Source organism: Cohnella sp. 56 (assembly GCF_037963805.1).
GTDB lineage: Bacteria > Bacillota > Bacilli > Paenibacillales > Paenibacillaceae > Cohnella.
On sequence record NZ_JAZDQE010000019.1, the window covers coordinates 12,337 to 38,948 of the forward strand.

The 26,612-nt window shown below is 63.2% G+C and carries 30 protein-coding genes; 6 read left to right on the forward strand and 24 right to left on the reverse strand.

Features of this window, described 5'->3' with window-relative positions:
- Window positions 1-78: 78 nt before the first annotated feature.
- The 14 genes from VQ071_RS24880 to VQ071_RS24945 form a co-directional block, all read right to left on the reverse strand.
- A complete protein-coding gene (locus tag VQ071_RS24880; protein ID WP_340516957.1) occupies window positions 79-456 on the reverse strand; it encodes an ATPase in 378 nt (125 codons plus the stop codon).
- A 98-nt stretch (window positions 457-554) separates the two neighbouring features.
- Window positions 555-1,772, reverse strand: coding sequence for a M24 family metallopeptidase (locus VQ071_RS24885; protein WP_340516958.1), 1,218 nt, complete (start codon window positions 1,770-1,772; stop codon window positions 555-557).
- A 137-nt stretch (window positions 1,773-1,909) separates the two neighbouring features.
- Window positions 1,910-2,395, reverse strand: coding sequence for a hypothetical protein (locus VQ071_RS24890; protein WP_340516959.1), 486 nt, complete (start codon window positions 2,393-2,395; stop codon window positions 1,910-1,912).
- Window positions 2,396-2,414: 19 nt separating this feature from the next.
- Window positions 2,415-2,840 carry a hypothetical protein gene (locus VQ071_RS24895; RefSeq protein WP_340516960.1) on the reverse strand — a complete coding sequence of 142 codons (426 nt, stop codon included), beginning with the start codon at window positions 2,838-2,840 and terminating at the stop codon, window positions 2,415-2,417.
- A complete protein-coding gene (locus VQ071_RS24900) occupies window positions 2,837-2,983 on the reverse strand; it encodes a hypothetical protein (RefSeq protein WP_340516961.1) in 147 nt (48 codons plus the stop codon). Before VQ071_RS24900 ends, VQ071_RS24895 begins: the two co-directional genes overlap by 4 nt.
- 42 nt (window positions 2,984-3,025) lie before the next feature.
- Window positions 3,026-3,175 (reverse strand): hypothetical protein, encoded by a 150-nt coding sequence (locus VQ071_RS24905; RefSeq protein WP_340516962.1) that lies wholly within the window; start codon window positions 3,173-3,175, stop codon window positions 3,026-3,028.
- 52 nt (window positions 3,176-3,227) lie between these two features.
- A complete protein-coding gene (locus VQ071_RS24910; protein ID WP_340516963.1) occupies window positions 3,228-4,121 on the reverse strand; it encodes a hypothetical protein in 894 nt (297 codons plus the stop codon).
- 32 nt (window positions 4,122-4,153) lie between these two features.
- Complete coding sequence (locus VQ071_RS24915) at window positions 4,154-5,083, reverse strand: hypothetical protein (RefSeq protein WP_340516964.1); 930 nt, start codon at window positions 5,081-5,083, stop codon at window positions 4,154-4,156.
- A complete protein-coding gene (locus tag VQ071_RS24920; protein ID WP_340516965.1) occupies window positions 5,077-6,519 on the reverse strand; it encodes an ATPase, T2SS/T4P/T4SS family in 1,443 nt (480 codons plus the stop codon). Before VQ071_RS24920 ends, VQ071_RS24915 begins: the two co-directional genes overlap by 7 nt.
- On the reverse strand, window positions 6,516-7,361 hold the full coding sequence (locus tag VQ071_RS24925) for a hypothetical protein (protein WP_340516966.1): 846 nt from the start codon (window positions 7,359-7,361) through the stop codon (window positions 6,516-6,518). The genes VQ071_RS24920 and VQ071_RS24925 overlap by 4 nt, the downstream gene beginning before the upstream one ends.
- Window positions 7,358-8,074, reverse strand: coding sequence for an SAF domain-containing protein (locus VQ071_RS24930; protein ID WP_340516967.1), 717 nt, complete (start codon window positions 8,072-8,074; stop codon window positions 7,358-7,360). Before VQ071_RS24930 ends, VQ071_RS24925 begins: the two co-directional genes overlap by 4 nt.
- 205 nt (window positions 8,075-8,279) lie before the next feature.
- Complete coding sequence (locus VQ071_RS24935) at window positions 8,280-8,912, reverse strand: MBL fold metallo-hydrolase (RefSeq protein WP_340516968.1); 633 nt, start codon at window positions 8,910-8,912, stop codon at window positions 8,280-8,282.
- Window positions 8,913-8,930: 18 nt separating this feature from the next.
- The gene (locus VQ071_RS24940) at window positions 8,931-9,497 is read right to left on the reverse strand and encodes a thioredoxin family protein (protein ID WP_340516969.1); all 567 of its coding nucleotides are present in this window, start codon (window positions 9,495-9,497) and stop codon (window positions 8,931-8,933) included.
- A 102-nt stretch (window positions 9,498-9,599) separates the two neighbouring features.
- Window positions 9,600-10,208, reverse strand: a complete 609-nt coding sequence (locus VQ071_RS24945; RefSeq protein WP_340517116.1) for a DedA family protein — start codon at window positions 10,206-10,208, stop codon at window positions 9,600-9,602.
- A 209-nt stretch (window positions 10,209-10,417) separates the two neighbouring features.
- On the opposite strand from VQ071_RS24945, the gene VQ071_RS24950 reads away from it, so the two are divergent.
- Both VQ071_RS24950 and VQ071_RS24955 read left to right on the forward strand, forming a co-directional pair.
- Window positions 10,418-10,867, forward strand: a complete 450-nt coding sequence (locus tag VQ071_RS24950) for a cupredoxin domain-containing protein (RefSeq protein ID WP_340516970.1) — start codon at window positions 10,418-10,420, stop codon at window positions 10,865-10,867.
- 65 nt (window positions 10,868-10,932) lie between these two features.
- Window positions 10,933-11,244, forward strand: coding sequence for a dehydrogenase (locus VQ071_RS24955; RefSeq protein ID WP_340516971.1), 312 nt, complete (start codon window positions 10,933-10,935; stop codon window positions 11,242-11,244).
- 78 nt (window positions 11,245-11,322) lie between these two features.
- On the opposite strand, the gene VQ071_RS24960 is transcribed toward VQ071_RS24955, so the two are convergent.
- From VQ071_RS24960 to yyaC, 7 genes are all read right to left on the reverse strand, one after another.
- Window positions 11,323-13,503, reverse strand: coding sequence for an O-antigen ligase family protein (locus VQ071_RS24960; RefSeq protein WP_340516972.1), 2,181 nt, complete (start codon window positions 13,501-13,503; stop codon window positions 11,323-11,325).
- A 382-nt stretch (window positions 13,504-13,885) separates the two neighbouring features.
- A complete protein-coding gene (locus tag VQ071_RS24965; protein ID WP_340516973.1) occupies window positions 13,886-14,572 on the reverse strand; it encodes a GGDEF domain-containing protein in 687 nt (228 codons plus the stop codon).
- A gap of 33 nt (window positions 14,573-14,605) precedes the next feature.
- Window positions 14,606-16,270 (reverse strand): histidine kinase N-terminal 7TM domain-containing diguanylate cyclase, encoded by a 1,665-nt coding sequence (locus VQ071_RS24970; RefSeq protein ID WP_340516974.1) that lies wholly within the window; start codon window positions 16,268-16,270, stop codon window positions 14,606-14,608.
- A gap of 114 nt (window positions 16,271-16,384) precedes the next feature.
- Window positions 16,385-17,587, reverse strand: a complete 1,203-nt coding sequence (locus VQ071_RS24975) for a class I SAM-dependent methyltransferase (protein WP_340516975.1) — start codon at window positions 17,585-17,587, stop codon at window positions 16,385-16,387.
- On the reverse strand, window positions 17,584-18,246 hold the full coding sequence (locus VQ071_RS24980; RefSeq protein WP_340516976.1) for a DUF6483 family protein: 663 nt from the start codon (window positions 18,244-18,246) through the stop codon (window positions 17,584-17,586). Before VQ071_RS24980 ends, VQ071_RS24975 begins: the two co-directional genes overlap by 4 nt.
- The gene (locus tag VQ071_RS24985; RefSeq protein WP_340516977.1) at window positions 18,239-19,063 is read right to left on the reverse strand and encodes an alpha/beta fold hydrolase; all 825 of its coding nucleotides are present in this window, start codon (window positions 19,061-19,063) and stop codon (window positions 18,239-18,241) included. Before VQ071_RS24985 ends, VQ071_RS24980 begins: the two co-directional genes overlap by 8 nt.
- Before the next feature lie 159 nt (window positions 19,064-19,222).
- Window positions 19,223-19,822, reverse strand: a complete 600-nt coding sequence (gene yyaC, locus VQ071_RS24990) for a spore protease YyaC (protein WP_340516978.1) — start codon at window positions 19,820-19,822, stop codon at window positions 19,223-19,225.
- Between the two features lie 130 nt (window positions 19,823-19,952).
- Here yyaC and VQ071_RS24995 point away from each other — a divergent pair, with 130 nt between their 5' ends.
- Entirely contained in the window at window positions 19,953-20,174 is a 222-nt protein-coding gene (locus VQ071_RS24995) for a DUF1128 domain-containing protein (RefSeq protein ID WP_340516979.1), read from the forward strand.
- Window positions 20,175-20,401: 227 nt separating this feature from the next.
- On the opposite strand, the gene VQ071_RS25000 is transcribed toward VQ071_RS24995, so the two are convergent.
- The 3 genes from VQ071_RS25000 to VQ071_RS25010 all read right to left on the reverse strand — a co-directional run bounded on the left by VQ071_RS25000 (window position 20,402) and on the right by VQ071_RS25010 (window position 24,283).
- Window positions 20,402-22,006, reverse strand: a complete 1,605-nt coding sequence (locus VQ071_RS25000) for a UDP-glucose--hexose-1-phosphate uridylyltransferase (protein WP_445293336.1) — start codon at window positions 22,004-22,006, stop codon at window positions 20,402-20,404.
- A 104-nt stretch (window positions 22,007-22,110) separates the two neighbouring features.
- Window positions 22,111-23,097, reverse strand: coding sequence for a UDP-glucose 4-epimerase GalE (gene galE, locus VQ071_RS25005; protein WP_340516980.1), 987 nt, complete (start codon window positions 23,095-23,097; stop codon window positions 22,111-22,113).
- A gap of 1 nt (window position 23,098) precedes the next feature.
- Window positions 23,099-24,283: a galactokinase gene (locus VQ071_RS25010; protein ID WP_340516981.1), complete on the reverse strand. Its 1,185-nt coding sequence runs from the start codon at window positions 24,281-24,283 to the stop codon at window positions 23,099-23,101.
- A 157-nt stretch (window positions 24,284-24,440) separates the two neighbouring features.
- Here VQ071_RS25010 and VQ071_RS25015 point away from each other — a divergent pair, with 157 nt between their 5' ends.
- From VQ071_RS25015 to VQ071_RS25025, 3 genes are all read left to right on the forward strand, one after another.
- Window positions 24,441-25,298, forward strand: a complete 858-nt coding sequence (locus tag VQ071_RS25015) for an AraC family transcriptional regulator (RefSeq protein WP_340516982.1) — start codon at window positions 24,441-24,443, stop codon at window positions 25,296-25,298.
- Between the two features lie 203 nt (window positions 25,299-25,501).
- Window positions 25,502-25,669, forward strand: coding sequence for a hypothetical protein (locus VQ071_RS25020; protein ID WP_340516983.1), 168 nt, complete (start codon window positions 25,502-25,504; stop codon window positions 25,667-25,669).
- 27 nt (window positions 25,670-25,696) lie between these two features.
- Window positions 25,697-26,608: a LysR family transcriptional regulator gene (locus VQ071_RS25025; RefSeq protein ID WP_340516984.1), complete on the forward strand. Its 912-nt coding sequence runs from the start codon at window positions 25,697-25,699 to the stop codon at window positions 26,606-26,608.
- Window positions 26,609-26,612 lie beyond the last annotated feature (4 nt).

Sequence of the window (26,612 nt, forward strand, 5' to 3'; positions counted from 1 at the left end):
GTTGAATTTCCGCAAAAAAGACTTCCGCGTCGTCGCACACAGCGGCGGTTCGGAAGTCTTTTTTCATTCCATATGCAATCAGATCCAGGCCTTGAGATTGACCAGCCGGATGAATTCCTCGCGGCTCTGTACCTCGCGCGGCGCTTCTTCCTCGGGCTCTTCGGCGTCTCCGTTCATGATCCGCTTGAACAATTCCTCGTTGCGCGTGGCCAGCGCGTAGTCGATCAGCGCCTCTCTGCCGATCCGCTCCGCCTCCAGCTCGAGCAGCACTTCCTCAGGCTCGATATCGGAAGCAGGCACATAATATTGACGGTTCGCATTCGGAACCCGGATGATATAGTCAAAAGCGCTGTCGTTGTTGCGGTCATAGGCGATGACATAGCCGTATTCGCCAACGGGCATGTTCTGCTCGAACCGATCGTTCACGATGATGATTTTTTCCCCCAGCTTCAGCATCCCGTCTCCCCCTCCCCTGATCACGCGGGCATGTATCTTTGCTGCTTGTCCTACTATCCTACTAGATAATGCGCCGATTGTCCAAACAGAGAGAGTCGCTAGATCTGCTGCGCGGGCAGACGGTACAGCAGCTCCGGCGATACGGTGAGCGTCATATAGCCGTCCGTCGTGACGACATACGTATTTTCGATGCCGACGACCCCGCGACCGGGAAAAGTGAACTTCGGTTCGATCGCCAGCACGACGCCCGGCACGAGCGGCTCGTCAAAGCCGCGCGCGAGAACGGGCCATTCGTCGATCTCCAGGCCGATCCCATGGCCGAGGAACCGCACCTGATCCGCGCCGAAGCCCATGAAGTGGTCGGACAGCCCCGCTTCGTCCGCCAGCCGGAGCGACTCCGCATACAGCGCCGAGGGCGATGCACCCGGTCGAAGCTGCGACTCTATGCGGCGAAGAATCGCAACCGACACATCGTACGCGCGTTCCAGCTCCGCGTCCAGCTCGCCGATGACGGCCGTACGCGTCTGATCGATCGTATAGCCGTCGATACAGCAGCCGATGTCGAGCAGGATCGGCTCGCCGGCCAGGATCGGGCGTCGGCTCGCGCTCTGCGGCGCGGCCGGCGTGAGGCCGCGACCGCCCGCTGGCCCGTCGAAGTACGAGGGCTCCGCCGCCGCTTCGCCCGCCGCGACCATGCCCGTCATGATCTCCTGATTGTAGCCTCGCATCCGCATGAGGCCGATATGCCCGCCGCCCCGCATCTCGGCTTCGATGATCGCCATCAGCTCCAGTTCGGTCATGCCGGGTTGAAGCCGGGCGAAGGCGGTATCGAGCGCCTGCGCGGCGACATGGGCCGCGGCTTGGATGCGGCCGAGCTCGTAATCCGACTTGACCGACCGGACTGTCCGTATGACGGCGGAGGCATCGCGCAGCGTCAGATTGGGCAGCGCCTCCTGCAGCCGCAAATAGAGCTGGGCGGGCAGCACGTCGAGATCCGCGCCGACGGTCGGGCGCCGGCCGGCCGCGAACAGCTCGGCGTAGTCGGACGCCAGCTGCGCCTCGAAGCCGCGCAGCGAACGCAGCGGCGCCGTCTTGACCGCGGACTCCGCCGTCGCTCTGCCCAGGCTGCGGCGAACGTAATAAGTCGGCTCGCCCTGCGCCGGTATGAACAGGTAGCCGGTCTGCATCGAGCCCGACCAATAATAAAGCCCGACGTTCTGCGTGACCAGGCACGCGTCCAGTCCGGCAGCCGCCATGAGCTGCCGGAGTCGGGCACACCTCCCCGCCAGCTCCTCGGCTGTCAATGAATCGTTCAAAGTGCGGCCTCCCCAACCTTTTGGCTTTTCATCATTTTAACGCGGCGCGGCGCGCGAGAAAAGCGGGCTGACGAAAAACAGCCTCCAAATCGGAGGCTGCTCCCGCCCGGCCAACGGCGACAGTTCATGTACGCGGCCTATGACAGGGTTAATTCCGCGGCGCCCTTGAGATCCCACTCGATCGGCTCCATCACGCCGAAAATACGCGGACAAGCGATATGGACAATCAGTACGACACCCGGACGGCGAAGCGTCACTTCATAGTCATAGGCAGCATTGCGATAAGTATACGGAAACGAATGCAGCTCGTTGATGACCGCAAATTCGACGATCTCCGGCGCGGAATCCAGCCACTGGCCGGCCTGGGGCGCGAGATTCGCCTCAAGTCTGAGGTTGCCGGCAAGATAGGCGATCGCCGCCGCCCTGGCCGCAGCCGGATCGATAGAGAGTATGCCCGTCTCCAGCTTGCTCTTGTCCAGCTGCTGCGCTGCCGCATGCGCGGCGCGATCGATCGCCCGCTTGCCTTCGTGCAGGATGCCGAGCGCGCTCTCTTCTTCAAGCTGCATCGCATGCAGCAGCCACCACACGACAACCATCAGAAAACCGAAAACGAGCTTATGCAAATAGAACCACCCCATCCATTCAAGGCACGTACTCGCTCATCTTCATGCCTGCGGCCGCCAGCCTGGCCGTAACGGGCGGCGGCTCGACGCCGATCAGCCTGTCGATGTTCATCAGGTTGTCGTACGGGTAGCGGATGATAAGACGCAGCCCGCTGCCTCGTTCGAGGGGCATTCCCGGATCGGTGCCCGGCAGACCGCTCGTCGTCGTCACCTCGTATTCAAGCAGCGCAGGCCGGAAGCCGTACGCGGACAATCTCGCCCGGGACGCCGCGATCATCGCGCCGTCGATATAGCCGTAGCGTCCGCTCGCGCCGACCTCCAGCATATAATCCGTCTCCTGCTGGAGGAGCGCCTGGCGGAGTACGATCACATGCTTGTATACCGGTGAGAACATCAGCCAGCAGAACAGCGACGCAAAAAGAATGAACACGAGCAGCTGCTTCATGGGCTGATTCGGGCGATCGCACCCGCCATCCCTTCACCCTCGTCCCGCAGCCTCTCCTTGGTGCCGTCGCTCCCTCCCGCCACATTGACGTAGATCAGCACGACGGTCAGGATGAGCATCACGGTCATCAGCAGCTGTCTCATAGGCGCCCCCTCCTCGCGGCAGATTCATCGTATATTCGTATATTAAGGTTCCATGCTGCCGAGCGTCGTGTTGGTCGTCGTGCCGTGCGTCTCGATCCGGGCTCTCGTGCCGGTCGAATCGTTGGCTACGATGCCGTTGAACATGAGGGCCACAACGATCAGCATCATAACTGTGATCAGAATGTTGCGCATAGGAACACCTCCTTCCGCCGTAATGGATGTCTGCGATTAAAAATGCGGGCCATCAGGGCTTCAGCACGTCGAACAGCTTCTGCGATTCCTGGACCCAGGGGTAGAGAAAAATCTGGAACGTGTACAAAATGGGGAGACCTGCCAAGACGAATAACGCATAGGAAGCCGTCTCCTTCCTGCCCGCCTTCGCCAGCTCGATATTCGCCTTGTATTCCGCCAGCACATCGCGCAGCATCCGGTATACCTCGTCGCTCTCGTGCAGTCGCATGGAACGCATCGTCTCCGCAAAGCTGTAGCCCTCCGAAGTCCCGAGCCGCTCCTTGAACCGGACAAGCGCGCCGTCTGCGTCGTAGTACCACTCGTTGAGCAGCAGTTGAAGGTCGCCGCGGATGACGCGGGTGTATGACATGCAGCGCGCCAGCTTGCCGTGGAGATGGAGCCTGGAGCCCATATAATAAATAAGCTGATTCATCACAGCGATCAGCTCGCGGCGGATTCGGTCGCTGCGGTATTTGCGGAACGATTCGAGCAGGTACTTGTCCGATGCGGCCGCCGCCGCAATCAGTCCGATCGCCGGAATCACACGCCATATCGTCGGCTCGGATATATAACCTGTGCGGCTGCCCGCAAGGAGAAGGAGGGCAATCGCCGTGCCGGCCGCAATCAAGCTGCGCCGGGCCGCCAGGTAGACGGCGGGCGGCAGGCGAATGCCGCAGCCGGCCAGGAGCACCCGCCTCTCCTGCAGAGCGCTGCTCTCCGCTCCGCAGCCCATCGCCCGCAGCCACCATAGAGGCGGCTCCCGCTTGCGCCACCGGGCAAAGGAAACGCGCCACCTGGGCCTGCGGTACGTTACGGCGTGCAGCACGCATGCCGCTCCTGCCGCCGCCGATAAAAATTGGACGATGAATAAGACGGACGAATAGACGCTGTCTCCCATGTTCGCCAAGCAAGTTCACCTCCGGGTATGAATTAAGCCGGTTACATCCTTCGTCTCGAGAGATACAGCCCCATCAGAAAAGAAGCGAATATGAGCACCAGCGCATTCAGCAGCATGCTCCGTCCTCCCGGATCGGAGAGATAATAAAGTGTGCTGGCCTCCGAATTCAAACGAAAATTAATGGTCAGAAATACGCCTAAAAACAGAACGGGCGAAAAATTGGCCAGCCGGATCTCAAGCAGCCGATGACGTTCGGCATGGTCGTCCATCCGCGCCTTGCGCATGTCGTCGATGAGCTCGCGAAGATTGTCCGCGATATTGTTGCCTTCGCTCAGCGCAACCCGGAGCAAGTTCGAGAAATAATCCGCCCAAATATGCCCGATGGACAACGCGAATCGCCTGAGCGTGCGTTCGTCGTCGTGATGGATGTTCAGCTGGCGGTAGAGCTGTTCGAAAATCGCCTGCGTCTCCCCGGGAAGCTGCCGCTCCTCGACCATGCGCTGCAGCGCAGTCCGCACATGCCGCGATCCGTTGACCAGGTAACACTGATAGAACAGCTCCGCTGCCGGCAAAAAGTTCAATCTGGCCGCCAGCTGGCGATTGATCAACGACATGCGCAGCAGACTGTACGGCAGGGCGGCCAGCATGCCGCCGAGCAGCGCCATCGAGCGCGCCGACTGAAAAATCAGCGCGCCGCCCGCCAGTCCGCATAGCCCGAGTCCGGCCGCCAGCGACCAAAAGGCGCCGGGCGACATGCGCCAGCCGGATGCCGACAGCACATCCTCCAGGTGAACGGTCACCGGCCTGAGCCAACCGAAGCGGACAGCCTGAACCGCCTCCTCGGCTGCGTATCTCCCCAGCCTCCGCCTGCGGCTGTGCCGGTCCTCCAGCAGGGTGAACAGCGTCCTGAACGACGCGAACAGCAGCATAAACAGCAAGCAGCCTGCGGCCGTCAGTCCCGCTGTCAGCATGAGCTCTCCTGCCGCATGCCGCGAAGCCAAGCCAGACTGTCCGGATCGAATCTGCGCACCCGCTCCCACGCCCGCTCCGACAGCTCCGCGGCGAGCCGCCATGTGCCGCGCGTCTCGTCATAGCGCGCCCAGTCGCGCACAATGATGGAATCCCCGTTGCACACGAACTCGCCGATGCGGACCAGCTTCCGGCTGCCGGCGACCATGCGCATCTCGAAGCCGACCTGCGTGACATGCTCCGCGATCCGGCGCGTCAGCCTGACGGCGTTCATCGCCCGGCCGTCAAGCATGCACATATCGGTAATCGCGTCGGGCACGTCCTCCAGACTGTTCGCATGGACGGATGTAATGCTGCCTTCATGTCCCCGCGTGCAGGCGCGGACATAAATATTCGCATCCGCGTCCCGAATCTCGGCGTGGCAGATTCGCTGCGGTGACTGGCGGAGCGCCAGCTTGAACGCCTGCTGCGGCCCGTGTTGCGGATCGTCCTCGTCCGCCTCGTATTCGATGACGTTTTTGCCGGGAAAATCGCTCGACAGCCGCAGCTCGAATCTGCCCTCGATCGTCACGATCCGCTCTTCGTCCGGCATCGCTGCGATCAACGCCTTGATCAAATGCGTCTTGCCCGTATTCGTCGGGCCGATCACGACCATATTGAAGCGCGACTTCACGATGCAGTGCAGCAGCCGGTATACGGACTCGTCGATCGATCGATACTCGGGCCGCAGCAGCGTCTCAAGATCGAAGCGCCGCACCTTGTAAAAGCGAATCGTGAGCGAGGGCAGCGCCGTAAAACCGAAGCCTGTCATCGTCACGCGCGAGCCGTCCTGCAGCAGCACCTCGGCCCAGCGCTTGCGGGGGTTGATCGCATCGTTGTTGAAGAGCACCAGATTCTGCTGGATGCGCTCTACCTGCGCGATCGCGGCGAAGCTGTAGGCGGAGCGAACCGCAAAACCGTCCCGCACCTCGAATATGCGAGTCCCGACCACCTGCACCTCCTCGAGACCTTCTCTGTCTTTGAGCACCAGCTCGAGTACGTTCAAGCCGATGACCTCCGCGAACAGAGCTTCGGCAAGCGAATCATAGGGCAGCTGCCCGAAGCTAACATGCTGCAGCCGCTTTTTAATGATCCAATCGGACAATATCGCCAGCAGCTCCGCGCGCTCCTGCGGAAATCCGATAACCGCCCGGTTCAGCTTTTCCGCATATCGTCTGCGATCCTCTTCGCTGAATCCGCGCGGGGCCGCCAGCATATGGCGAGCTTCCTCCGTCAAGGCGCTCAAGTCCTGTCCGCCGTCCGACATCTCGTCAGCGGCTCCGCCGCCGGAAGCGCCGGTCGTATCCCGCTGCAGCGCAGCCGCATAAGCCGCCGCTGAAAATCTCGGCGTCATGTCGGGGCTAAGCTCGACCGACAACTCGTCTGCCCCCTCCGTCATCTGCCTCGTCCCCGGTGCTGCATCAGTCTGCGCAGCCATGGCCGCTCCGTACGCTTGAGCCTGGCCTCCCAGTTCAATTGCCTGAGCAGCGTACCCGCCACGGGATCGAACGCCGCCGCATGCCGCTCGTCCGCCGCCAGCCATTCGTCCAGCCGTCCGCTGTCCAGCTGCAGATGCACACTCTCCGCAAGCTGCAGCTCGGATAACGATATACAGCCGGTTTCCTTGCGAATCTCCTTCATTCCAAATCCCCCCGCGTGTCTGTATTTGCCCTGCATCAGCACCAGATGATAGTTGGCCAGCGTCAAGCCGAATTGCGAGCCGACCTGGCCGGCCCAGCGATTGACGTCCTCCTGAAAATGGGTCAAGCTGCCCGTCGTCACCAGACACCGATGGTCGGCGGTCCGCATGGCGCACACTGTAGCCGCATTGTCCCAATACGCGCTCACGTCGGCCACCGTCACCTCGAAGGCGTCCCGCGCCGCCGCAAGCAGCGCCTCCATCTGCTCGGGCTCGTAATATTCCGCCTGATCCCGCGCCAGATTGCCGAACAGCACGTGCAGCCCCTCGAGCCGGGACGGCGCGAACGCATACTGCCGGAGCCGCTCGCCCGTCAGCGTGCCCGACTTCAGCTCCGGCCGCATCCCGCCGAGCGTGATCTCCGGGCGGTCGATGCCCAGATACAGATGCGTCTTGGCACTCTTGAGGTTCAGACACAGATAACCGACGCGCTTGCCCGTGGTGGATGCGATCCTGTAGGCTGTGCCGAACGCTGCGAGCGAAGTGCCGATGTTCGGCGTCGAGCCGCCGAACGCGATCAGCGCTCCCCGTGATCCGCTCATGATCCGGTCTCTCCTTCCCCGCCGAACGAGGCCGCGTCATAGGCAATGACGAGCTTGGCTGCCCCGTCCTTGCAGGCGTTGTCCAGCGCCAGCCACTGGGCCTCCGTCAGGTTGAGATTGACCGCATCGATGGACCCGTTCGCGTCTCTGCGGGAGGCATACATCCGTTCCTTGTCCCCCTCGGCCATCGACAGCAGGTTCGAGCTCTTCGGATTGTCGATCTCCTGATTGGCAGCCGTCTTGACCGCCGCCACGATGACCGGCTCGTCGAACAGCCTGCGCGATGCCAGCCCGTCGGCCGACAAATACACGATCGCCCGGTCTCCGGCCCGAATGCCGCTCGACACCGACTTCACATAATCTCTCGGCACCTGGAAGGTTGCCTCGCCCCGCCTCGGCAGCAGCCTGAACTTGTCCAGCTTCCAGCGCAGCAGCGGCTCGCCGCCCCCCAGCGGCGCGGATGCCTCAAGTCCCGCCGCCTCCGACATCTCCGTGATCATCTCGGCGGTCACCGCGCCGCTCGGCAGCCGAAGCGTCGTCAGCATCTCCCGCTCCAGCGCCGTGCCGGCGGGCACGAACTGCCTGGGCACGACGACCTCCGCCGTCTCCGTCAACCGAATCTGCCGCAGCTGCAGCAGATATACGCCGTACACCAATAGTCCCGACAGCACCGCCGCAGACACGCTGATCCCGATCTGTCTTCCCCGATTCACATGCCATCCTCCCTTGACGGATACAAACAAAAAAACGCAGACGCAAGAGAGTATGACTACTCTCAAGTCGTCTGCGTTCTTCGCAGCCGTAACTATAATATAGAACTTCGTACCGCCAATATAGCAGAAGCTGGCGAGACTTGTAAACCCCCATTTTTCCAGGGATCGACAATTTCCCGGGAAATTCACCGCAGTTCACGTCGCGCTACAGCGCCGGCACGTACGGATTCTCCCGTTTTTCCTCGCCGATCGTCGTCTCGGGGCCGTGCCCCGGCAAGACGAGCGTGGCGTCTGGCAGCGGGTACAGCTTGCCCCGAATCGAGCGCGCGAGCGCATCCTGATTGCCGCCGGGCAAGTCGGTGCGTCCGACGGAGCGGCGGAACAGCGCGTCGCCCGCGAACAGCAGATCCCCGCACAGCAAGCTGACGCTGCCCGGCGAGTGTCCGGGCGTATGCAGCACCTCAAATGTCTCGCCAAGCAGCTCGAGCTTCTGGCCGTCTTCGAGATACGCATCGGGCGGACCGGACTTGACAGGCGCCGTCACGTCGCTCCAGCGGGCGGAGCCGTTCTTGGCGGGATCGGTCAGCCAGTCCTTCTCCAGCGCGTGGAGATAGACGGGGCAGCCGAACTTGACCCGCAGCTCGTCCACGCCGCCGATATGGTCGAAGTGCGCATGCGTGAGCAGGATCGCCTCGACCTTGAGACCGGCTACCTTGCGCTGAAGCGCGGGATCGGCCGTACCGGGATCGATGACGACCGCGCGCGTACGCGAAGCGTCGACGACGACGTAGGCGTTGGTCTGCAGCGGACCGAGCGGAAACGATTGAAACGTCAGCATCTTCCGATTCCTCCGCGCCTAGACGCGCTCCAGCACGTCCTGCAGCTCCCACAAAATAACCGGCGTGTACTCCGAGGCGTCGCCGTATTGCTTGACGATCTCCTTGCGGGCTACGGCCAGATTGTCCTGATAGTCCGACGCCTGGTTGTCCGGGTTCGCTTCCTTGAACGCAATCATGACGTCCTGCACATGCTGCGGGCGCGGCCCCCACTTGCCGAGCAGATGACCGCCCGTATCGGTGACGAGCACGATCGGAATCGATCGGCCGCCCAGCGTCAGATGCTCGTCGATCAGGTCAAAGTGCTGTTCGATAATCATGACCTCGGTCGGAATGCCCGCCGTCTCGAACGCACGGAAGACGACCGGCACGCTGCGCAGCGCATCGCCGCACCAGTCGGCGGTGATGATCATGGCGCGCAGATCGTCGCGGTTGTTCAGCGATTCGAAATATTCGCGGCTTTTGTCGTCCGGCCAAGCGAAGCCTTCGTAATTGGCGATGAACGCTTCTTTGTTTTTCTCCATTCCGTCCATGAACGCGCGCGGAGAAATACCTTGATTCAGCTTGTGAGCGAGCTGTTGGCTCATACTAATCCCTCGTTTCGACAATCGTGAATAGAACTTGCTCCTATTGTAGCAATCCCGGAACAAAAAGGAAAATTCCGGCGCGAAAAAGCGACAAAGCCGCTCTTAGACGGATTTGCCGCGCTTGCGGAGATACGAATAACCGACATATACGATGAGTACGGCCAGCGCGATCAAAATAATCGGACGCACGTACGGCGCAGCCTTGTCGTCGATCTGCTCCCAGTTGTCGCCGAGAGACTTGCCCAGCCAGACGAACAAAATCGACCACGGGATCGAAGCGAGCAGCGTGAGGCCGCTGAAAAGCGCCAGATTCATTCTGGCCATGCCTGCCGGAATCGAGATGACCTGACGCATGACGGGGACGAATCGCGCCGTGAACACGACGATTGCACCGTACTTTCTGAACCATTCCTCCGACTTGTCGACATGCTTGGACTTCAGATGGAGGAACTTGCCGTACTTGTCCACGATCGGTCTGCCGCCGTAACGGCCGATGGCATACAATATCCACTGCTGGAGCAGCGCGCCGACAACGCCGCACGCGACAGCGCCCCAAAAGTTGACGTCGCCCTTCCAGACGAGGTAGCCGCCGTAGCCGAGCACGATCTCGCTCGGGATGACCTCGATCGCGAGGCCGATGATAATGCCGAAGTAGCCGAGACCTTCAATCCATAGCAGCAATTGGTCAAGCCATCCGTGGATCGTATCCATCATAAACGTATGTACCTGCTCTCTTCATCGTATTTGCGCCGCGTACCCGACGCGATACCAGTAGGGGCCGGAACCTTTATCATTCTAGCACATCATTGCAGCCCGATTCTACTTGATACGGCGCGAGATAGAAATGGTGTCATGCCGGGACGGGCCTGCGCATACAATCCCAGTATCACTAGGACAACGCCTAAAGGAGCGAACGGGATATGAGCAGAGTGATGTTCATCAGCAAAAGAAGGATTCAGTGGTACATCGCGGCGCTGGCGATCGTCGTGCTGGGCGCGGCCTACGAGGGCTGGCACAGAACGCAGGCCGCCTCCGCGCCGCCTCCGGCGGACGTGCAGGTCCGCTATATCGTGACGACGGAATTCTCGTCGAAGACGGACAGCGGTCAGGAGATCGAGGCGTACCGGTGGGACCCCGGCACGATTCCCGTCAAGAAGGGACAGCCCGTCGAGCTCCGCATCACCGGCGTGAACGGCCAATCTCACCCGTTTGTCATCGAGGGACTGGGCATCAAGGGGAATGTCACCAAAGGAAAAACGACGATCGTCCGCTTCACGCCCAAGGAAGCCGGCACGTACGCCATCGTCTGCGAGACGCACAGCGATCCGAAGGACGGCGTCCCGATGGTCGGATATCTCGTCGTTCAATAACGGCTCCGCACGTAACCCGGCGCTCCTCTACCGCATAGATTAACGCGGAGAGGAGCGTTTTCCGCATGAAAAACGACATCGGCAAACATGCCGGCTCGCTGCCTACCGCCAGGACGATCAGGCGCGCGTGCGGCAACGAGCTCTACCGGACCGTGAAGCGGCTCAAGGCGTACGTGCCGGAAGCCAAAATGAAGGAAGCGGAGGAGCTGTACGTCCGCCGCGTCATCTTGAACCTGCTGTGGATTCACGAGCATCGCAGCGACCGCAAAAAGCTGGCCGACTGGTGGGACGCCGAAGTCGCCGCCGATATCGCCGCGCTCTGGGGAGTTGAGCAGGATCGGCTCAGCCATGCGTTCAGGGAAGCGTTCGGCGGCTGACTCTCCTGCATGGCGACACGAAGCCCGGAAGAGATGCGCATTCGTCCGATGCGCATCTTCCGGGCTTCGTGTTGTTGTTTAAGGCGATTGCGGCGCGAGCAGCTCCTCCGCCTCGCTGCGCCAATCCGCATCGCCGTCTTGAATTGCCTCGCGCAGCCACGGCACAGCCTCGTCGCGGCGACCTGCCAGCAGGGCGCATCTGGCGGCGTTGACCTTGGCGGACACGAACAGCTCCGTCCCGTACCACGGATTCGTCCGTCCCGCATACTGCCGCGCATACAGCTCCCGGTACCGCTCGAAAAATCCGACGCCCGCGTCGCCCGCCAGCCGCGCGCCGTCCGCATCTCCATCGTCTGCCAGCATCTGCGCGAGCTCGGCGAATCTGGCGATGACGGCGTTCTGCGCGTCGCGGTCGAAGCGCGCGAGCCGCAGCGCTTCCCGCAGGTGCGCCTCGGCTGCGCGCACGTCGCCGGTGTCCGCGTACGCCATGCCGAGGGCGTAGCGAACGGACGCGGAGGCCGGCTCATATCGGAGCCCGGCCTCCAGCCAGGCGGCCCGCTCGTCCGCGGGCAGCAGCGCCGCCGCCTCCAGGCGCGGCCGGTTCCAGGACGGGCTGTCGCGCTGCGCCTCGCGCAGCAGCTCAAGCCGCGCCGCATCGCTCTGCGCCGCGCGCGCCGCTTCGTAGGCGCCCGCCGCAGCAGCGCCGTGGAGCGCCTGCGGCACGGCGGCTGCGGCAACGCCGAGCAGCAGCAGCGGCGGCAGGACCAGGCGCGCCGAGCGGATCGCGGCAGGCGCCACGGGCCTTGCGGGCGCGAGCGGGCGCACCGGCGACGGTGCAGGGGACGGCTGCGACAGATGCAGCGCCAGCCAGTACAGCAGCAGCAGCCATACATAGGCATAGGACCAGTCGAAGTCGACGGCCGCATGCAGGAGCAGCACGGCAGCCGGGCCCCAGACGGCGCGGGCGCGGATGCGCGCGAGCCTGGCGGCGAACACGGCCAGCATGACGAGCAGTGCGGCCGATCCGACCGCGCCTGTGTCGATCAGCACCTCCAGGTAGCCGCTGTGCACCTCGTTGCCGATATACGGCCCGCTCTGGTACAGACCGACCTGCATGCGCCAGGCCTCTCCCCCGGCGCCCAACAGCGGCCGATCCGCGAACATGCGCAGCGCATCCGCGTAGTAGAGCGTGCGGGCGCCGGCTGTCTCCAGGTTGCCCTCCGCGCGGCTGCCGGAGGAGGCGTCCGCCGGTACGAGCAGCGCGCACGAGATCGCGGCGCATACCGCGAAGACGGCCGCGCCTCCCCATGCGCCGGTGAGCAGGCGCCGGAGGCGGGCCGCAAGTCGCGCCGGAGGCGGCGCGCAGCTCTCCGGCGGCCGCAGCAGCATAGCGACGGCTGCGAACGCCGCCGTCGCCGCGCCCAGCGCCCAGGCGCCCTCGCCCGGCGCGCCGGCCTCCATCGCGCGGAAGGCGACGCTGGCCGCGAACGCTGCGCCGACGGCGGCCAGCCCTGCGGCCGCCAGGCCGTAGCCGCGCCGGTCGCGTCGCTGTGCGGCCGCGAGCGCGACGGCGCCGCCCGCGGCGAGCGCCAGCATCGCGCCGCGCGATTCGGCGAGCAGCAGCGCCGTCAGCGCAGGCACGAGCGCGAGCGCGGCGAAGAGCCTGACCGCCCGCTGCGGCCGGTCCAGCAGCTGCCACAGGGCGAGCGCGAAAAAAGCGGCGACGGCTCCGAAGGCGTTGGGATACTGCAGGAAGCCGGCCAGGCGCGCCCCCGTCATCGTCAGCGCGGCGTCGGACGAACGATAGACGATGTCCGGGAAGCGGATCCACCCGTACCAGCCCGCCAGGCCACCCCATACGACATACAGGCCCGATGCGTGCAATGCCGCATGTCCGGCCGCCCTGCCGCCGCTGCGCAGCATAAATAAAGCTGCCAGCGAGAGCCAGGCGCCGTAAGCGCACCAGCGCAGCAGGCTGTCCGCCGTGCCGTGGACGGAGACGGGACCGGCCAGCCAGGCGAGCCCGTAGGCCGCGGCAAGTCCGAGCGGCGTCAGCGCCCACAGCGGGAGCCGTCGTCTGACCGCCGCAGCCGCGCAGGCCCATGCGCACGCCGCCGCTATGAGCAGCGCCGCTTCGAACCTATACGACGCCGTATCGTAAAACAGCCCTTGCCGATATGCCGCCCAGCCGAGCGCCCCCGCGAACAGCGCGCCGCCCGCGATCGTCGTAAACAGCCGCAGCAATTGTTTAAGCATCATGGTTCGTACCCGCTCCGCTAGATTCATACCTCTAGCGTAGCGACTTTGACAGGCCGCCGCAACTTGAGGCGTCGGCGCGGGCGGCGACGCCTCAAGTTGCGGCGGCAAGCTGAGGTTTGTGCAGTCATCCCCAAAAAACTGGCTTCGTCGTTCATCGGACGACAGTTATATTGATTTTTGCGCGGTACACCCACCGCCTATTCTTCGGCAGCATGGGGGCAAATGCAAAATTTGCGTCTAGCGCGGTGCGATGGGAGCGGTCTGGACATGCAGGTGCAAATTTGCGTCTAGCGCGGTGCGATGGCAGCGGATTGGATGTAATGTGTTGGCTACAGGCTAATTATAATTCCAATGAGAGCCCTATCCCCCAAGCTCAAACCGCTCACGCCTCGAGCCTGCGCGGCTCCGGCGGAGTCTTGGACTGGCGCTTGTGCTCGTAGAGGCGGCGGTCCGCGGCGGCTGCGAGGTCGGCCAGCGTCGCGCCGTCCTCCGGGTAGAAGGCGTAGCCCCAGGCGGCCGACAGGCGGTACCCGCTCAGCAGGGACATGCTCTCCATCCGGTCGTCGATGGCGCGCTTCAGCGCTTCCGCTTCCTGCCGCTCCGCGTAGGGGCATAGCAGCAGGAACTCGTCTCCGCCCCAGCGGCAGACGATCTCGCCGCGCACGGCGGCCTCCTTCATCGCCGAAGCGGCGAGGGCGATCGCCCTGTCGCCTTCTGCGTGCCCAAGACTGTCGTTGATCTGCTTGAAGTCGTTCAGATCGAGCAGCACGACGGCCAGGCGCTTGCGTCTGGCTGCAGCTTGCTTCAATAGCCCATGGATGCAGCGATAGGCGAAGCTGCGGTTCCACAGACCGGTCAGGCTGTCCCGGTCAGCCATTCGCTTGAGCCGGTCATAGCGTCTGCCCAGCAGACCGAAGGCGGGGAACAGGACAAGCGCGAAGACAGCCGCTTCCCACAGCGCGTAGCCGCCCGCATCGCCGAAGTAACGCTCGGCCGTTCCGGCAGCGGCTACAGCCCCGCTGACGAGCGCGGCTATGGCGAGCCCTGCTCTAAACCCGCGATTGTCCATGTTCGCCCGTTCCTTTCTTCGACATAGGCAGCTTTATGAGATTACGACTCTGTTGCGTCCCTCGTTTTTGGCCCTGTACAGCGCCACGTCGGCCTTGGAGAACAGCTGCTGGAGCATGTCTCCGACGGGGATCTGCTCTTGATCGTGCACATCCTCCGTGACGATCCCCATGCTGATCGTGATGCGGATCGTCTCCCCGGCGATGCGCACTTCGTTATTCAGCACGGATGCCATCACCCGGTCCGCAATCCGCTGCGCCTCCTCCCGTGTAGCCTGGGGCACGAAGATCGTGAACTCCTCCCCGCCGTAACGGGCGAGCAGGTCTACGCTCCTGAGCTCCCCGCGGACGGCCGCAGCGGTCGCCCGCAGCACCTCGTCGCCAGCCAGGTGGCCGAACCGGTCGTTGATCTGCTTGAAGTGATCGACATCGAACAGCAGGATGGAGAACGGTAAATTCCGCTGCTGGCATAAGTAGGCTTCGTGCTCGACGTAATGCTGGAAAAACGTACGGTTGTAGCAGCCGGTGAGACCGTCCGTAATCGCGGCCTGTTCAAGCTTCTGGTTGGCCCGGTACAGCTCGTCCTGCATCGCGATCAGCTCGAGATTGCGTTCGTGTAGCGCTTCATTCTTGTGGTTCATCTCGTCGATCAGCTTGCGCTGCTCGGTCACATCATAAAAAGCGATAATACGCCCCTGCAGGCTCTTGAACTGATCGAACAGCGGGGATATCCGCAGCGATACGGACCTGTATGCGCCGCCTGCGAGCAGTATCTCCGTGCGAATTCTGTCGGCGGGATGATGTCTGTAGCGGAATAAAAATTCGCTCAGATCGTTCGCCGGCTGGCCGGTCAGCAGAAACCGCTCCAATTCGAAAGCCTCGCCCTTCACAACGTTGAAAAAGCCGAGCGCGCTGCGATTGAAATCCAAAACATAGCCCGCTTCGTCGATCACTACGATTCCCGTCTCTACCTGTTCGAAAATTCTGTGCTTCGCGATGTCCACGAGGTCGAAAACGCCGTATCGGTATATCGCGTAGACGAAGCAAACGTCCGACAGCAGGATGCCTGCCGAGGTTAAGCCCTGAACCACGCCAAGCCACGGTGCCAGCACGACGTTGAACAGCAGATCGAGCACGACGAATACGGATAATATGAACATGCCGAGCAGCGAGACGGCAAGCTGCTGGCGCTCGTTGAACGACCGCACGGTCCGGTGAGCCTGGAACATATGGATAAGCGCCACGAAGAAGTACGAGAACTCGATGAAGGTCATGACCCAGAAAAGCGGACCGTAGTCGCGGGCAGCGTACTGCCCGTCCTGCGGACTCACAAATAAGCTGCCGGGATTCCAGATCGCAGACACGGCGCAAAATAGCGCCGGCAGCGCGAAGGCCAGCCACCGGGAGGGCTTGCGCAAGTAATGCGTGCGGCGTGTCAGCAGCAATACGAATGCGAGCCATCCCGGACCGAGCAGCGCAAGCGCGGCGAAGGACACGGTCAAGTAAAAATGCTGATAGGAGGAAATGTCCGTGGATCGCACACCTACCTGGCCGAGCGGCCAGAGCATCATAATAAAATGAAAGAGCAGATATGCCTTGTGCGTCCTCGTGATGGGATTAAAGGCTATGAACAGGCCAAACAGAATAAACAGGCAAACAAATAGCAGAAAGTCTGGCCGTAAAAATTCCAATCGGCTCACCTTTTCATCGTTCGGCTAACCCTTTAATCGGGACTAATTGATTTATTCTAACACAGCCTCGATTTTGTCGACAAGGACATTGGGAAGTATTGGAAAACAAAATATTAAATTTATCTATTTAATTACTTTAAATTCCATTCTTCTCTCCATATAAGGAAGGATAGACAGGAAATCCCGGAATTCCTCATATTCCTGACGCGCAGTGGCAGGTACGTCGCTCCCGCTCCGCACAGCTCGAATCAGCAGGTTCTTGGGCGTATGCTCCAGATCGATGAACTCGAGCAGCTGAACCTTGTAGCCGGCCAGCTCCAGCAGTTGGGCCCGCGCGGCATCCGTGACGAGCGCCGAGAAGCGTTCCTTTAAAATGCCGTGCTTAAGCAGCGGCTTCAGCACCGGCTGCTCGATCTGGCGGAAAAGCTCATGCTGGCAGCAGGGAACCGACAAAATGACGGACGCTCCCCAATCGACAGCCTTGAGGAGAGCGGCGTCGGTCGCCGTGTCGCAGGCATGCAGCGTGACGACCATGTCCACCTCGTCCGCATCCGCATATGCCGCGATATCTCCCACCGCGAAGCGGAGACGCTCCCAGCCCAGCTTGTCCGCAAGTCTCGCGCATGTCTCGATGACATCGGCCTTCAGATCCAGCCCGATGATGCGCACCTGCAGTCCCTCGCGGATCGCCAGCAGATGATACAGCGCGAACGTCAGATAGGACTTGCCGCAGCCAAAATCAACGATCGTAAGCTCCTTGTCCTGCGGCAAATAAGCGATTACGTCCGCCACCATCTCGAGGAAACGGTTGATCTGCCTGAACTTGTCGTACTTGGCCTTGAGCACGCGCCCGTCCGCAGTCATCACGCCAAGCGCCTCCAAAAAGGGAACCGGTTCGCCTTCCGGGAGAATGTACGTCTTGGATCGGTTGTGCGACGGCACAGGCACTGCGGTTCCGCCTTGTATGGCTGCCTTGGCAGTCGGCGCGCTGCGGAGGATCGCAGCCTTGCCCTTTTTGCTGACCAGAATCTGAATATCGCTCCCGGGCGTCTTGAGCAGCGCTTGCCGGTATTCGTTCTCCACGAGACGAACCAGCTCATCCGCGGCCTCGGCGGGCGTCAGATTGTCGTGCAGCGCCTTCTGGCCTGCGAACCGTTCGAATTGATAGAACAGCTCGCCTCTAAGCATGACGGGCCGGATCGCGATCTTGCGCGTCTCCTCCGTCTTGCTGCGCGGCTGGCTCACGGTCGCCTGAATCAAGCTGCCGTTGCCGATCGCCTCTGCGATAACTGTCCGCAGCTCCTCCGTCTTCGCTTGAGTGCTCATGATGCTGTCTCCTTGGTCAGATTGTTCCACTGCCGGATGCCCTCGCCCAACTCCTCGTGCGACAGGCCGCCCACTCCCAGCGCGTCATCGTCCAGTCTCTGCAGCCGTCCGTAAAACGCCAGGCCCTCCGCGGAATCGGCGTCGCCGACGTCGAAAAGATCATACAGACTGTTCTCCGCATCCGCAAACCGACCGGCATGCTCCTGCCATTCCCATGCGGCGCGCAGCGTCGATGCCGAGCCCTCCGTGCGCGCCGGACCGGTCGTCAGCCGCTCCATACGCCGCTCAAGGTCCAGTCCCTCGATCGGCCCGTGCGTCCGCAGCACATAGCCGATGAGTCGAAGCGCCTTTTCGAGACGCGGCAGGCTCTCGGCAGTGCGGCCCATGTCGGCGAGCACGTCTCCCTCCTCCTGCAGGCAGGTGGCGATCGCCGCAATCGCTTCGGCGTCCACCCGGTCCCCGCTGCTGAACATCTTCATGAGATCCTCATCCGACAACCCCAGCGCAAGCCGCGCGCGCAGCCGCAGCTCCTTGCTCATCCAGACGTCGATCACCTGGAGCGCTTCCTCATGCTTGCCCTGCTGCTTGAGCCCCATGAGCGCGCCGAAGGCGACCGACATCTGGTTGATGAGGCGCATGAAGTAATCGCGTTCAAACATCGGTGTCCTCCTCCGCGGAATCTTCGGCCGCACGGACGAATTCGAGAATCGCCTGCGCGAACGCTTCAGGCCGCTCTATCATGCTCATATGTCCGGCCCCCGCCAGAAGACGGTGCGTCACGTCCGCACCCGACACCGGAAACCGCTTTTCAGCCGCGATCACCTGATCAGACTCCCCCGCCAGCAGCAGGATCGGCAGCGCGAGCCGCTCGAGAACGCCGCGGCGGTCCGGGCGCTCCTTCATGCCGAGGGCGGCGCCGATCCCGGCCTGGGGCGAGGCCGCGAAGCCGATCTCCTTGGCGCGCTCGACCCGGTCCTGCATAGTCTTCAGATTGTCCGGTGCGAAGAGCTTTGGAATCAGGTCCTCGATATGCCCGCGCATGCCTTCGCTTGCGATGCGGGCAGCGACCTTGTCACGGTTGGCCCGGCCGTTGTCGTCGTCGGGGAAGGTCGTGGAGTGAACGAGCCCGAGGCCGCGCAGACGGTCCGGATATCGTTCGGCCAGCGCCAGCGCAGCATAGCCGCCCATCGAATGTCCGAAGACGTAGGCCCGGTCGATGCCGAGCGCGTCCAGCAGCTGTACGGCGTCCTCGGCCAGCTGCTCCATCGCGTACGTGCCCTCGGCGGCGTCGGATTCGCCGTGTCCGCGAGCGTCGGGCGCCACGACCCTCGCGTGCGCCGACAGCAGCGGCAGCGCTTCGTCCCAGTAGCCCCGGCTGCCGCAATAGCCGTGCAGCAGCAGCAAAGGCGCACCTTCTCCCTCATCCGTATACGAGACGCCGAGTCCGTTTTTTAATGTCAGCCGGCTTTGAGCCATTTCGAGCACATCCTTCCGCTTTTTTGTTTATTGTAGCGAACCGGCGCCCTTGAACTCAAATCCATGGCAGGATTCGCAGAGGCGATGCACATCGCTGTTCCCGAGGGGCGCTGCGTTTCGTTAGAGACGGCGGGGCAGACGGCGGGGCGGCGGGCAGCGTTATCCGAGGGGACCGAGCATGCCGCGTACTCCGTCGATGCTGCGCGCCGCCGGATAAGCGAGCATGCCGCAGTCTTCGAGCGCGCCGCAGGCGGCATCCGCGATGCGTCCCGCCATCTCCATGACGGCATACAGCGATGTCGTCTGCAGCGTCTTGTACGGCTGGGGCCCGAACTCGCCCACGACCGCAGCGACGCTGTAATCGCCGACGGCCGGGAGCGCAGCGCCGGTCGCGCGCGCCGGCTGCAGCGGCCCCTGGCCGAGCAAGTAGCGGCCGACATTGTCCGGACGGCCCAGACAGGCATCGACGGCGATGACGATCGCCCCCTCGGGCAAGGACGCGACATCGCTCGCCAGCCTGTCCGCGTCGCACGGCCGGCGCAGCGTGCCGATCACGCGCCTCGCCCCGCGCTCCTCCAGCATCGTGCCGACCAGCGGCCCCAGGCTGTCGCCTGTAGAGCGGTCCGTGCCGATGCACAGGAAGACCGGCTGCTCGCCGGGATGCCGGGCGCATATGTGCCGGAAAAATCGGCCGAGCTCCCCGGCGCTCGATACCGAATATTGCAGGAACGCTGCGCCGGAAGCGCGGTTGTCGGACATAAGTCGGTTCCTCTCGCATAGACATGTGTTGATTCAAGACTAACACGCGGCGTACAGTTATGCCAACGCGGGGCGAGCGTCTCCTGTGGTACAATGGGATGAGCTTATATCGAGAGAGGATGCTGCGGGAATGGATCTGTCCAAGCCGACACAAGAAAACGTGGAATATATGATCGAGGCGATCAAGACGAAGCTGCGGATGGCTACCGGCGCGGCGATGCAGGCTTCGCACTTCACAGCGGAGCGCTACGAAGATCTGAAGGATATCTACGATATGGTCGCGTCCAAGGAGCGATTCAGCATCAGCGAGGTCGAGGCGCTCGTGTCCGAGCTCGGGAGATTGCGGGGCTAGATGCAAGACTCGGCTGGTAGACGGGACCGCGGTGCGCGATAGCGATATGTGGCGTATGCGTACCGGGAACCGCCCAATATCGGGCGGTTCCGTCGATCGAATCGCCCCGCGCCCCCGCCCCATCCGGCGCCATAGCCACACAAAAACCGCCTCCGCGGCCTTATCGGCAGCAGGAGGCGGTTTTTGCGCGCGCGGCCCGGCAGCAGCGCCCGTTCGCGCCAGCGGCCCTACACGGCGCCCGGCGCGAAGCCGGACGCCGCCAGGAAGCGGCCGAACGCCGCGCGGCCCGCGGCGTCTTGCTTGAACACGCCGGCGTCGCGCAGCACGGCGTGGAACTTGTCGCCCACGGCCGCCTGCAGCGCGGCCGCGGCGGCTTCCGGCGCGAGCGCCGTGCCGTGCGCGGCGACGAGCGCCGCGATCCAATCCGCGTGCTTCGCGAGCGGATGGCCTTCCGCGCCGACGGCGGCCGGAGCGTAGGCCGCCTCGCCGGAGAGCAGCCGCGCGATCCCGGCCAGCTCGGCGTCGAGCCGCCCCGGCAGCACCGCCAGGCCCATGACCTCGATCAGGCCGATGTTTTCCTTTTTGATATGGTGCAGCTCGCTGTGCGGGTGGAAGATCCCGTCCGGATGCGCCTCGCTCGTGCGGTTGTTGCGCAGCACCAGGTCAAGCTCGTACTCGCCGCCGGCCGCGAGCCGCGCGATCGGGGTGATCGTGTTGTGCGGCACGTCGCCGCTCATCGCCAGCACGTCTGCCGCTCCGTCGCTGTACCCCCGCCAATCGGCCAGCACGCGTCCGGCTACACGGAGCAATGCAGCCCGGTCGGCGCTGCGCAGCCGCAGCACCGACATCGGCCACTGCACGATGCCGCCGCGCACCGCCTGCTCCTCGCCGTGCGCCGTCCATGCCGGGACGCCGGCTTTTTCCATCGGGAATACATGTCTCCCCGCCTGGAAGTGGTCGTGGTTCAGAATCGAGCCGCCCACGATCGGCAGGTCGGCGTTCGAGCCGATGAAGTAATGCGGGTATGCGTCCACGAAGTCCAGCAGCCGCTCGAACGTCTCCGGCACGATCCGCATCGGCACATGCTCGCCACGCAGCACGATGCTGTGCTCGTTGTAATACACGTACGGGGAGTACTGGAAAAACCACTGCTCGCCCCGCAGCGTCAGCGGGAGAATCCGCAGATTCTGTCGCGCGGGATGATCTGGACGGCCGGCATAGCCGACATTTTCCCGGCAGAGCAGGCACTTCGGATATTCGGTCTTCGTCTGCGGCAGGCTCCGCAGCAGCGCGATCTCGCGCGGGTCCTTCTCTGGCTTGGACAGGTTGACCGTGATCTCCAGCTCGCCGTCGTCCGTCGGGTGAAGCCAGTAGCCGTTCTTCGAGATGCGGTCCATCCGAATATAGTTGGAGTCGATGTTCAGCCGGTAAAACCAGTCCGTCGCCGCCCGCACGCCCTCCGCAGCCGTCAGCCGGCCGAACGCCGCCGCGGTCTCCGACGGCCGGGGCATCAACAGCCCCATGATCCGGGCGTCGAACAGATCGCGCTGGGTCGTCGTGTCGTCGGGGATCAGCCCGAGCGTCGCCGCCGCGTCCAGCAGCGGCTCCAGCACCGCGACCGGACTGTCCAGCTCCTCCTCCGGCAGCGGCCCGCCCGCCGGCGCGGCCAGTCCGAACAGGTCCAGCAGCGCATTGTGCGCGTGATCCTCGTCGAGCTCGCCGATCATGCCGCGCCGCAGCGCGAACCGCACGAGCCTGCGAGTCAGCAGGCCGACCTCGTCCCTGAGCGCCTCCGTCATGCCGCCGTCCGCGGCTTCGCCCTTGTTGCTCATCTCGCGTCATCCCTTCCGTCTGTATAGCCTCGCTTGCTGCTCGGCGCGCTTCGCTCCGGACCTGTACGGTGTCCGGATACATGCTGCGCCCGGTCGCTCCGGTATTACTTGCCGTACCCGTCCGGATGCGCCGAATGCCACGTCCACGCGCTCTCGACGATCGGACGCAGGTCGGCATGCTTCGGCGTCCAGCCGAGCTCCGTGCGGGCGCGCTCGGAGGAGGCGATCAGCACGGCCGGATCTCCCGACCGGCGCGGCACGATCTTCGCTGGTATCTCATGCCCCGTCACCTCACGGGACACGTCGATGACCTGCTTGACCGAGAACCCCGTCCCGTTGCCCAGGTTGTAGACCGCGCTCTCGCCGCCGCCGCGCAGCCGCTCCAGGGCGCGGATATGCGCATCGGCGAGATCGCTGACGTGGATGTAGTCGCGGATGCAGGTGCCGTCCTCGGTCGGGTAGTCGTCGCCGAATACCGAGATGAACTCGCGCTGGCCGAGCGCGACCTGCAGCACGAGCGGGATCAGATGCGACTCGGGATCGTGGTCTTCGCCGATGCGCCCGCTCTCGTGCGCGCCCGCCGCGTTGAAGTAGCGCAGCGACACGGACTTGATGCCGTGCGCGACGTCGAACCAGGAGATCATCTTCTCCATGGCCAGCTTCGTCTCGCCGTAGGCGTTGGTCGGCTTGGTGCGGTCGTATTCGTCGATCGGCACCTTCTCCGGCTCGCCGTAGGTCGCGGCGGTCGAGGAGAAGACGATGCGGGAGACGTTCGCCTTTTTCATCGCCTCGAGCAGCACGAGGGTGCCGTATACGTTGTTGTTGTAATATTTGCCGGGATTGGTCATGCTCTCGCCCACCAGCGAGTTGGCCGCGAAGTGGATGACGCCGTCGATCTCGTTCTCGGAGAAGATCACGTCCAATATCGCCTCGTCGCGCAGATCGCCCTCGTACAGCTTGCCGCCCAGCAGCGCTTCCTTGTGCCCCTGGTACAGATTGTCGAGCACGACCACCTCTTCGCCCTTGTCCAACAACGCCGCTACCGTATGAGAGCCGATGTAGCCCGCTCCGCCCGTCACCAATACTGCCATGTCAGATCTCCTCCTTCGCTTCGTGTACGCCGTCGCCGATATCGCATACGTAAAAATCCGCCGTCAGCCCGGTCGCAGCCTTGTACTTGTCGCCGACTTCAGCAATAAACCGCTCCACCGCATCCTGATGCACGAGCGAGATCGTGCAGCCGCCGAAGCCCGCGCCCGTCATGCGGGAGCCGAGCACGCCCGGCACCTCGCGCGCCGCCGCGACCATCGCGTCCAGCTCCGCGCCCGTCACCTCATACAGGTCGCGCAGAGAGTCGTGCGACGCATTCATCAGCCGGCCGAAGGCGGCCAGATCGCCCTGGCGCAGCACTTCTACGGAGCGGCCGACGCGGTCGATCTCCTCCACGACGTGGCGCGCGCGATTTTTTACAGTGTCGTCCGCGATCAGGTGCTCGAACTCGTCGTACTGCCCGAGCGTCAGCTGGCCCAGCAGCGTCAGCTCGGGGAACGCGGCGCGCAGATCGCTCACGGCAGCCTCGCACTGGGCGCGGCGCTCGTTGTACGCGGAATCCACGAGTCCGCGGCGCTTGTTCGTGTTGCCGATGACGAGCTTGCAGTCGCCCGATTCGAACGGGACGAGCTCATGCTTCAAGGTGTCGCAGTCGAGCAGGATCGCATGATCCTTGCGGCCGTTGGCGACCGCGAACTGATCCATGATGCCGCACTTCACGCCGACGAACTCGTTCTCCGCATGCTGCGACCAGCGCGCGATCTCGACCGTATCCGTATTCCGGCCCTCGAGCGTCAGCAGCGCATACGCCGTGACGACCTCGATCGACGCCGACGAGGACAGCCCGGCACCGTTCGGAATCTCGCCGTGGAACAGCATATCGTAGCCGTGCGGCAGTTCGATGCCCCGCTGGCCCAGCTCCCAGACGACGCTCTTGGGATAGTTGGTCCAATCGTCGTCGCCGGTGAAGGTCAGACCGTCCAAGGAGACGAGGCGCGTATCCGCGGGAAAGTTGGTGGAGGCCAGACTCAGCTGCCGGTCGGCGCGCGGACGAATGAGCAGCGTCGTGCCGAAGGTGAGCGCGGCCGGAAAGACGGCGCCGCCGTTGTAGTCGGTATGCTCCCCGATCAGGTTGACGCGGCCCGGCGCCTCGAATATACGAATGCCGGACTCGTCGCCGCCGAAGCGGGAGATGAATTGCTCGCGAAGCGTCGGATAATGAGGCATGATGAGATTCCTCCTAAAATGGATGGGGCTGCGATTTACTAACAGTATAACGTCACAACGCGCGGACGGGAAATGGCTTGATATGCGTACTCTATGGAGAAATGTGACTTCGTGCGGTACAATCGCGAATAGAAGCAAACCAAGGAGCGCGGAACCGATGAACGATACGCCTACCTATCGCGTGGCCTCCAATCCGGCCCGCACGCTGCCCCAGGGGCTCGCCGTGCTGTTTGCCGGCGAGAGCCAGACCCGCCCGCTGCATCGCGTCGGCCCCAAGGTCGTCGACTATTATCTGCTGCACCATGTGATCTCCGGGCGAGGCATGTTCGAAGCGGACGGCGAGACGCGTTCGCTCGGCCCGGGCCATACGTTCCTCATCCGCCCGAAGCGGCTGTTCAGCTACGCCTCCGACGCGGACGATCCCTGGCGGTATCGATGGGTCGCCTTCGCGGGAGACCGCGCCGAGGCGCTGCTCGCCGAAGCGGGGCTCGGCTCCGATCGGCTGGTCGTACATTCCGGCGACTCCGAAGCCCCTGCGGGCCGCTGCCTCGACATATTCGAAGCGTTCCGCACGCGGAGCGCCTCCGCTTCGCTCGAAGCCGCGGGACAGCTGCATCTGCTGCTCGCCTGTCTGAAGGCGGCGGGCACGGAGCTTGAGGAGCGGCCGCCCGTCGCCGATACGCACGGCGAGGAGCTCGTCCGGCAGGTGATCGGCTATCTCTCCACCCAGTATGCGGAGCCGCTGTCGATCGAGGCGATGGCGGAGACGCTTGGCTACAATCGCGCCTACCTGTCCCGGCTGTTCAAGCGCCATACCGGCGTGACGCCGATCGACTTTCTGTCGCGCATCCGGATCGACCGCGGCAAGCGGCTGCTGCGCGAGCGGCCGGAGCTGACCGTGGAGCAGGTCGCTTCCTCGGTCGGATTCCAAGACGGCTTGTATTTCTCCAAGCAGTTCAGACGCGCTTGCGGCGAGACGCCGACCGGCTACAGGACGCGCACGCTGCGCTCCTGAGCTTTCATACCGAGCGTTACGCTCATTTTCCCCTCTCCGCAACCCGGTTCGTGCCCCTTGTCCCCGTCGGCATGCTGCGCCCTCGTCCGATGATGGCGTTTCCATCGATATTATCGATGATCGGTATGCGAATCGCGCGATACCTCTCCGCCGTTCGAGGATGTTAAGATAATCCTCAACAAACGACCGAGGGGGCGATATAGTTGTTGATCCAAGATCATACGGCTTATAAAATATGGGAGAGCACGATCAAGGAACATGAGCGGAAATGGGCGTTCGAGCGCCAGCACCGCGAGACGAAGCGCCCCCGCGCCGATCTGCCCGCGACCTGGCTCGCGCTGATCCTGGCGAGCACGCTGCGCATGTATTGATCCGCCCACAGACAGGTGGTGGCCAACGTGGATTTTATTTATATTCGGTCGTTCCTCGAGGTAGCGCGCTGCCAGAGCTTCACCAAGGCCGCGGACAATCTGGGCTACGTCCAGTCCAGCGTGACGACGCATATTCAGAAGCTGGAGCAGGAATACGGCGTCATCCTGTTTGAGCGGTTCGGCAGGTCGATGAGACTGACCTCGGCCGGCGAGCAGCTCCGCGACACGTTCGAGCAGATCCTCGCGCTGTACGAGAGCTCCAAGCACATGATCTCCAGGCCCGCCAAGGGTCATCTCGACATCGGCACGATCGAATCGCTGTTCTCTTTTTTCCTGCCCCCCGTCTTCCACCGGTTTCGCCACAGCTATCCGGAGATTAATCTTCAGGTCCATCCGATTACGGAGACGCAGATACTGCAACTGGTCAAGACCGGGGAGATCGACATGGGCGTCGTGCTCGATCAGCCGATCCAGGAGGAGGACATCGAGTCGATCAAGCTCAGGGAGGAGGAGCTGGTGCTCGTCGCCAGTCCCGGACATCGCCTGCAGCATGCCGTCCAGCTCGACGCCTCCGACTTGAACGGACAATCCTACATCGCGACCGAGCATACTTGCACCTACCGGCATGCGTTCGAGCGGCTGCTCGGCAGACATGGCGTCGCGTACGACGTGCACCACGAGTTCGGCAGCCTCGAGGCGATCAAGCAATGCGTAGCCTATGGCCTCGGCATCGGGCTGCTGCCGCGAATCTCGGTGCTGCGCGAGCTGGCGGAGGGCAGGCTGATCCGGCTTCCGTTCGCGCATCCGGACATTACCTTTTATACCCAGATCGTCATCCACCGCAAAAAATGGCGCGACCCCGCGATCCGCCACATGATCGATCTGCTGCACGAGGCGGCCGGCATGGACGATGACGGCCTCATACCGCGGGCACAATAAGCGC

Coding starts and splice junctions, on each gene's coding strand:
- VQ071_RS24880 (WP_340516957.1), bottom strand. CDS start 456: ATGCTGAAGCTGGGGGAAAAAATCATCATCGTGAACGATCGGTTCGAG.
- VQ071_RS24895 (WP_340516960.1), bottom strand. CDS start 2,840: ATGAAGCAGCTGCTCGTGTTCATTCTTTTTGCGTCGCTGTTCTGCTGG.
- VQ071_RS24900 (WP_340516961.1), bottom strand. CDS start 2,983: ATGAGACAGCTGCTGATGACCGTGATGCTCATCCTGACCGTCGTGCTG.
- VQ071_RS24905 (WP_340516962.1), bottom strand. CDS start 3,175: ATGCGCAACATTCTGATCACAGTTATGATGCTGATCGTTGTGGCCCTC.
- VQ071_RS24915 (WP_340516964.1), bottom strand. CDS start 5,083: ATGCTGACAGCGGGACTGACGGCCGCAGGCTGCTTGCTGTTTATGCTG.
- VQ071_RS24920 (WP_340516965.1), bottom strand. CDS start 6,519: ATGACGGAGGGGGCAGACGAGTTGTCGGTCGAGCTTAGCCCCGACATG.
- VQ071_RS24925 (WP_340516966.1), bottom strand. CDS start 7,361: ATGAGCGGATCACGGGGAGCGCTGATCGCGTTCGGCGGCTCGACGCCG.
- VQ071_RS24935 (WP_340516968.1), bottom strand. CDS start 8,912: ATGCTGACGTTTCAATCGTTTCCGCTCGGTCCGCTGCAGACCAACGCC.
- VQ071_RS24940 (WP_340516969.1), bottom strand. CDS start 9,497: ATGAGCCAACAGCTCGCTCACAAGCTGAATCAAGGTATTTCTCCGCGC.
- VQ071_RS24945 (WP_340517116.1), bottom strand. CDS start 10,208: ATGGATACGATCCACGGATGGCTTGACCAATTGCTGCTATGGATTGAA.
- VQ071_RS24950 (WP_340516970.1), top strand. CDS start 10,418: ATGAGCAGAGTGATGTTCATCAGCAAAAGAAGGATTCAGTGGTACATC.
- VQ071_RS24955 (WP_340516971.1), top strand. CDS start 10,933: ATGAAAAACGACATCGGCAAACATGCCGGCTCGCTGCCTACCGCCAGG.
- VQ071_RS24960 (WP_340516972.1), bottom strand. CDS start 13,503: ATGATGCTTAAACAATTGCTGCGGCTGTTTACGACGATCGCGGGCGGC.
- VQ071_RS24965 (WP_340516973.1), bottom strand. CDS start 14,572: ATGGACAATCGCGGGTTTAGAGCAGGGCTCGCCATAGCCGCGCTCGTC.
- VQ071_RS24975 (WP_340516975.1), bottom strand. CDS start 17,587: ATGAGCACTCAAGCGAAGACGGAGGAGCTGCGGACAGTTATCGCAGAG.
- VQ071_RS24980 (WP_340516976.1), bottom strand. CDS start 18,246: ATGTTTGAACGCGATTACTTCATGCGCCTCATCAACCAGATGTCGGTC.
- VQ071_RS24985 (WP_340516977.1), bottom strand. CDS start 19,063: ATGGCTCAAAGCCGGCTGACATTAAAAAACGGACTCGGCGTCTCGTAT.
- yyaC (WP_340516978.1), bottom strand. CDS start 19,822: ATGTCCGACAACCGCGCTTCCGGCGCAGCGTTCCTGCAATATTCGGTA.
- VQ071_RS24995 (WP_340516979.1), top strand. CDS start 19,953: ATGGATCTGTCCAAGCCGACACAAGAAAACGTGGAATATATGATCGAG.
- VQ071_RS25000 (WP_445293336.1), bottom strand. CDS start 22,006: ATGAGCAACAAGGGCGAAGCCGCGGACGGCGGCATGACGGAGGCGCTC.
- galE (WP_340516980.1), bottom strand. CDS start 23,097: ATGGCAGTATTGGTGACGGGCGGAGCGGGCTACATCGGCTCTCATACG.
- VQ071_RS25010 (WP_340516981.1), bottom strand. CDS start 24,283: ATGCCTCATTATCCGACGCTTCGCGAGCAATTCATCTCCCGCTTCGGC.
- VQ071_RS25015 (WP_340516982.1), top strand. CDS start 24,441: ATGAACGATACGCCTACCTATCGCGTGGCCTCCAATCCGGCCCGCACG.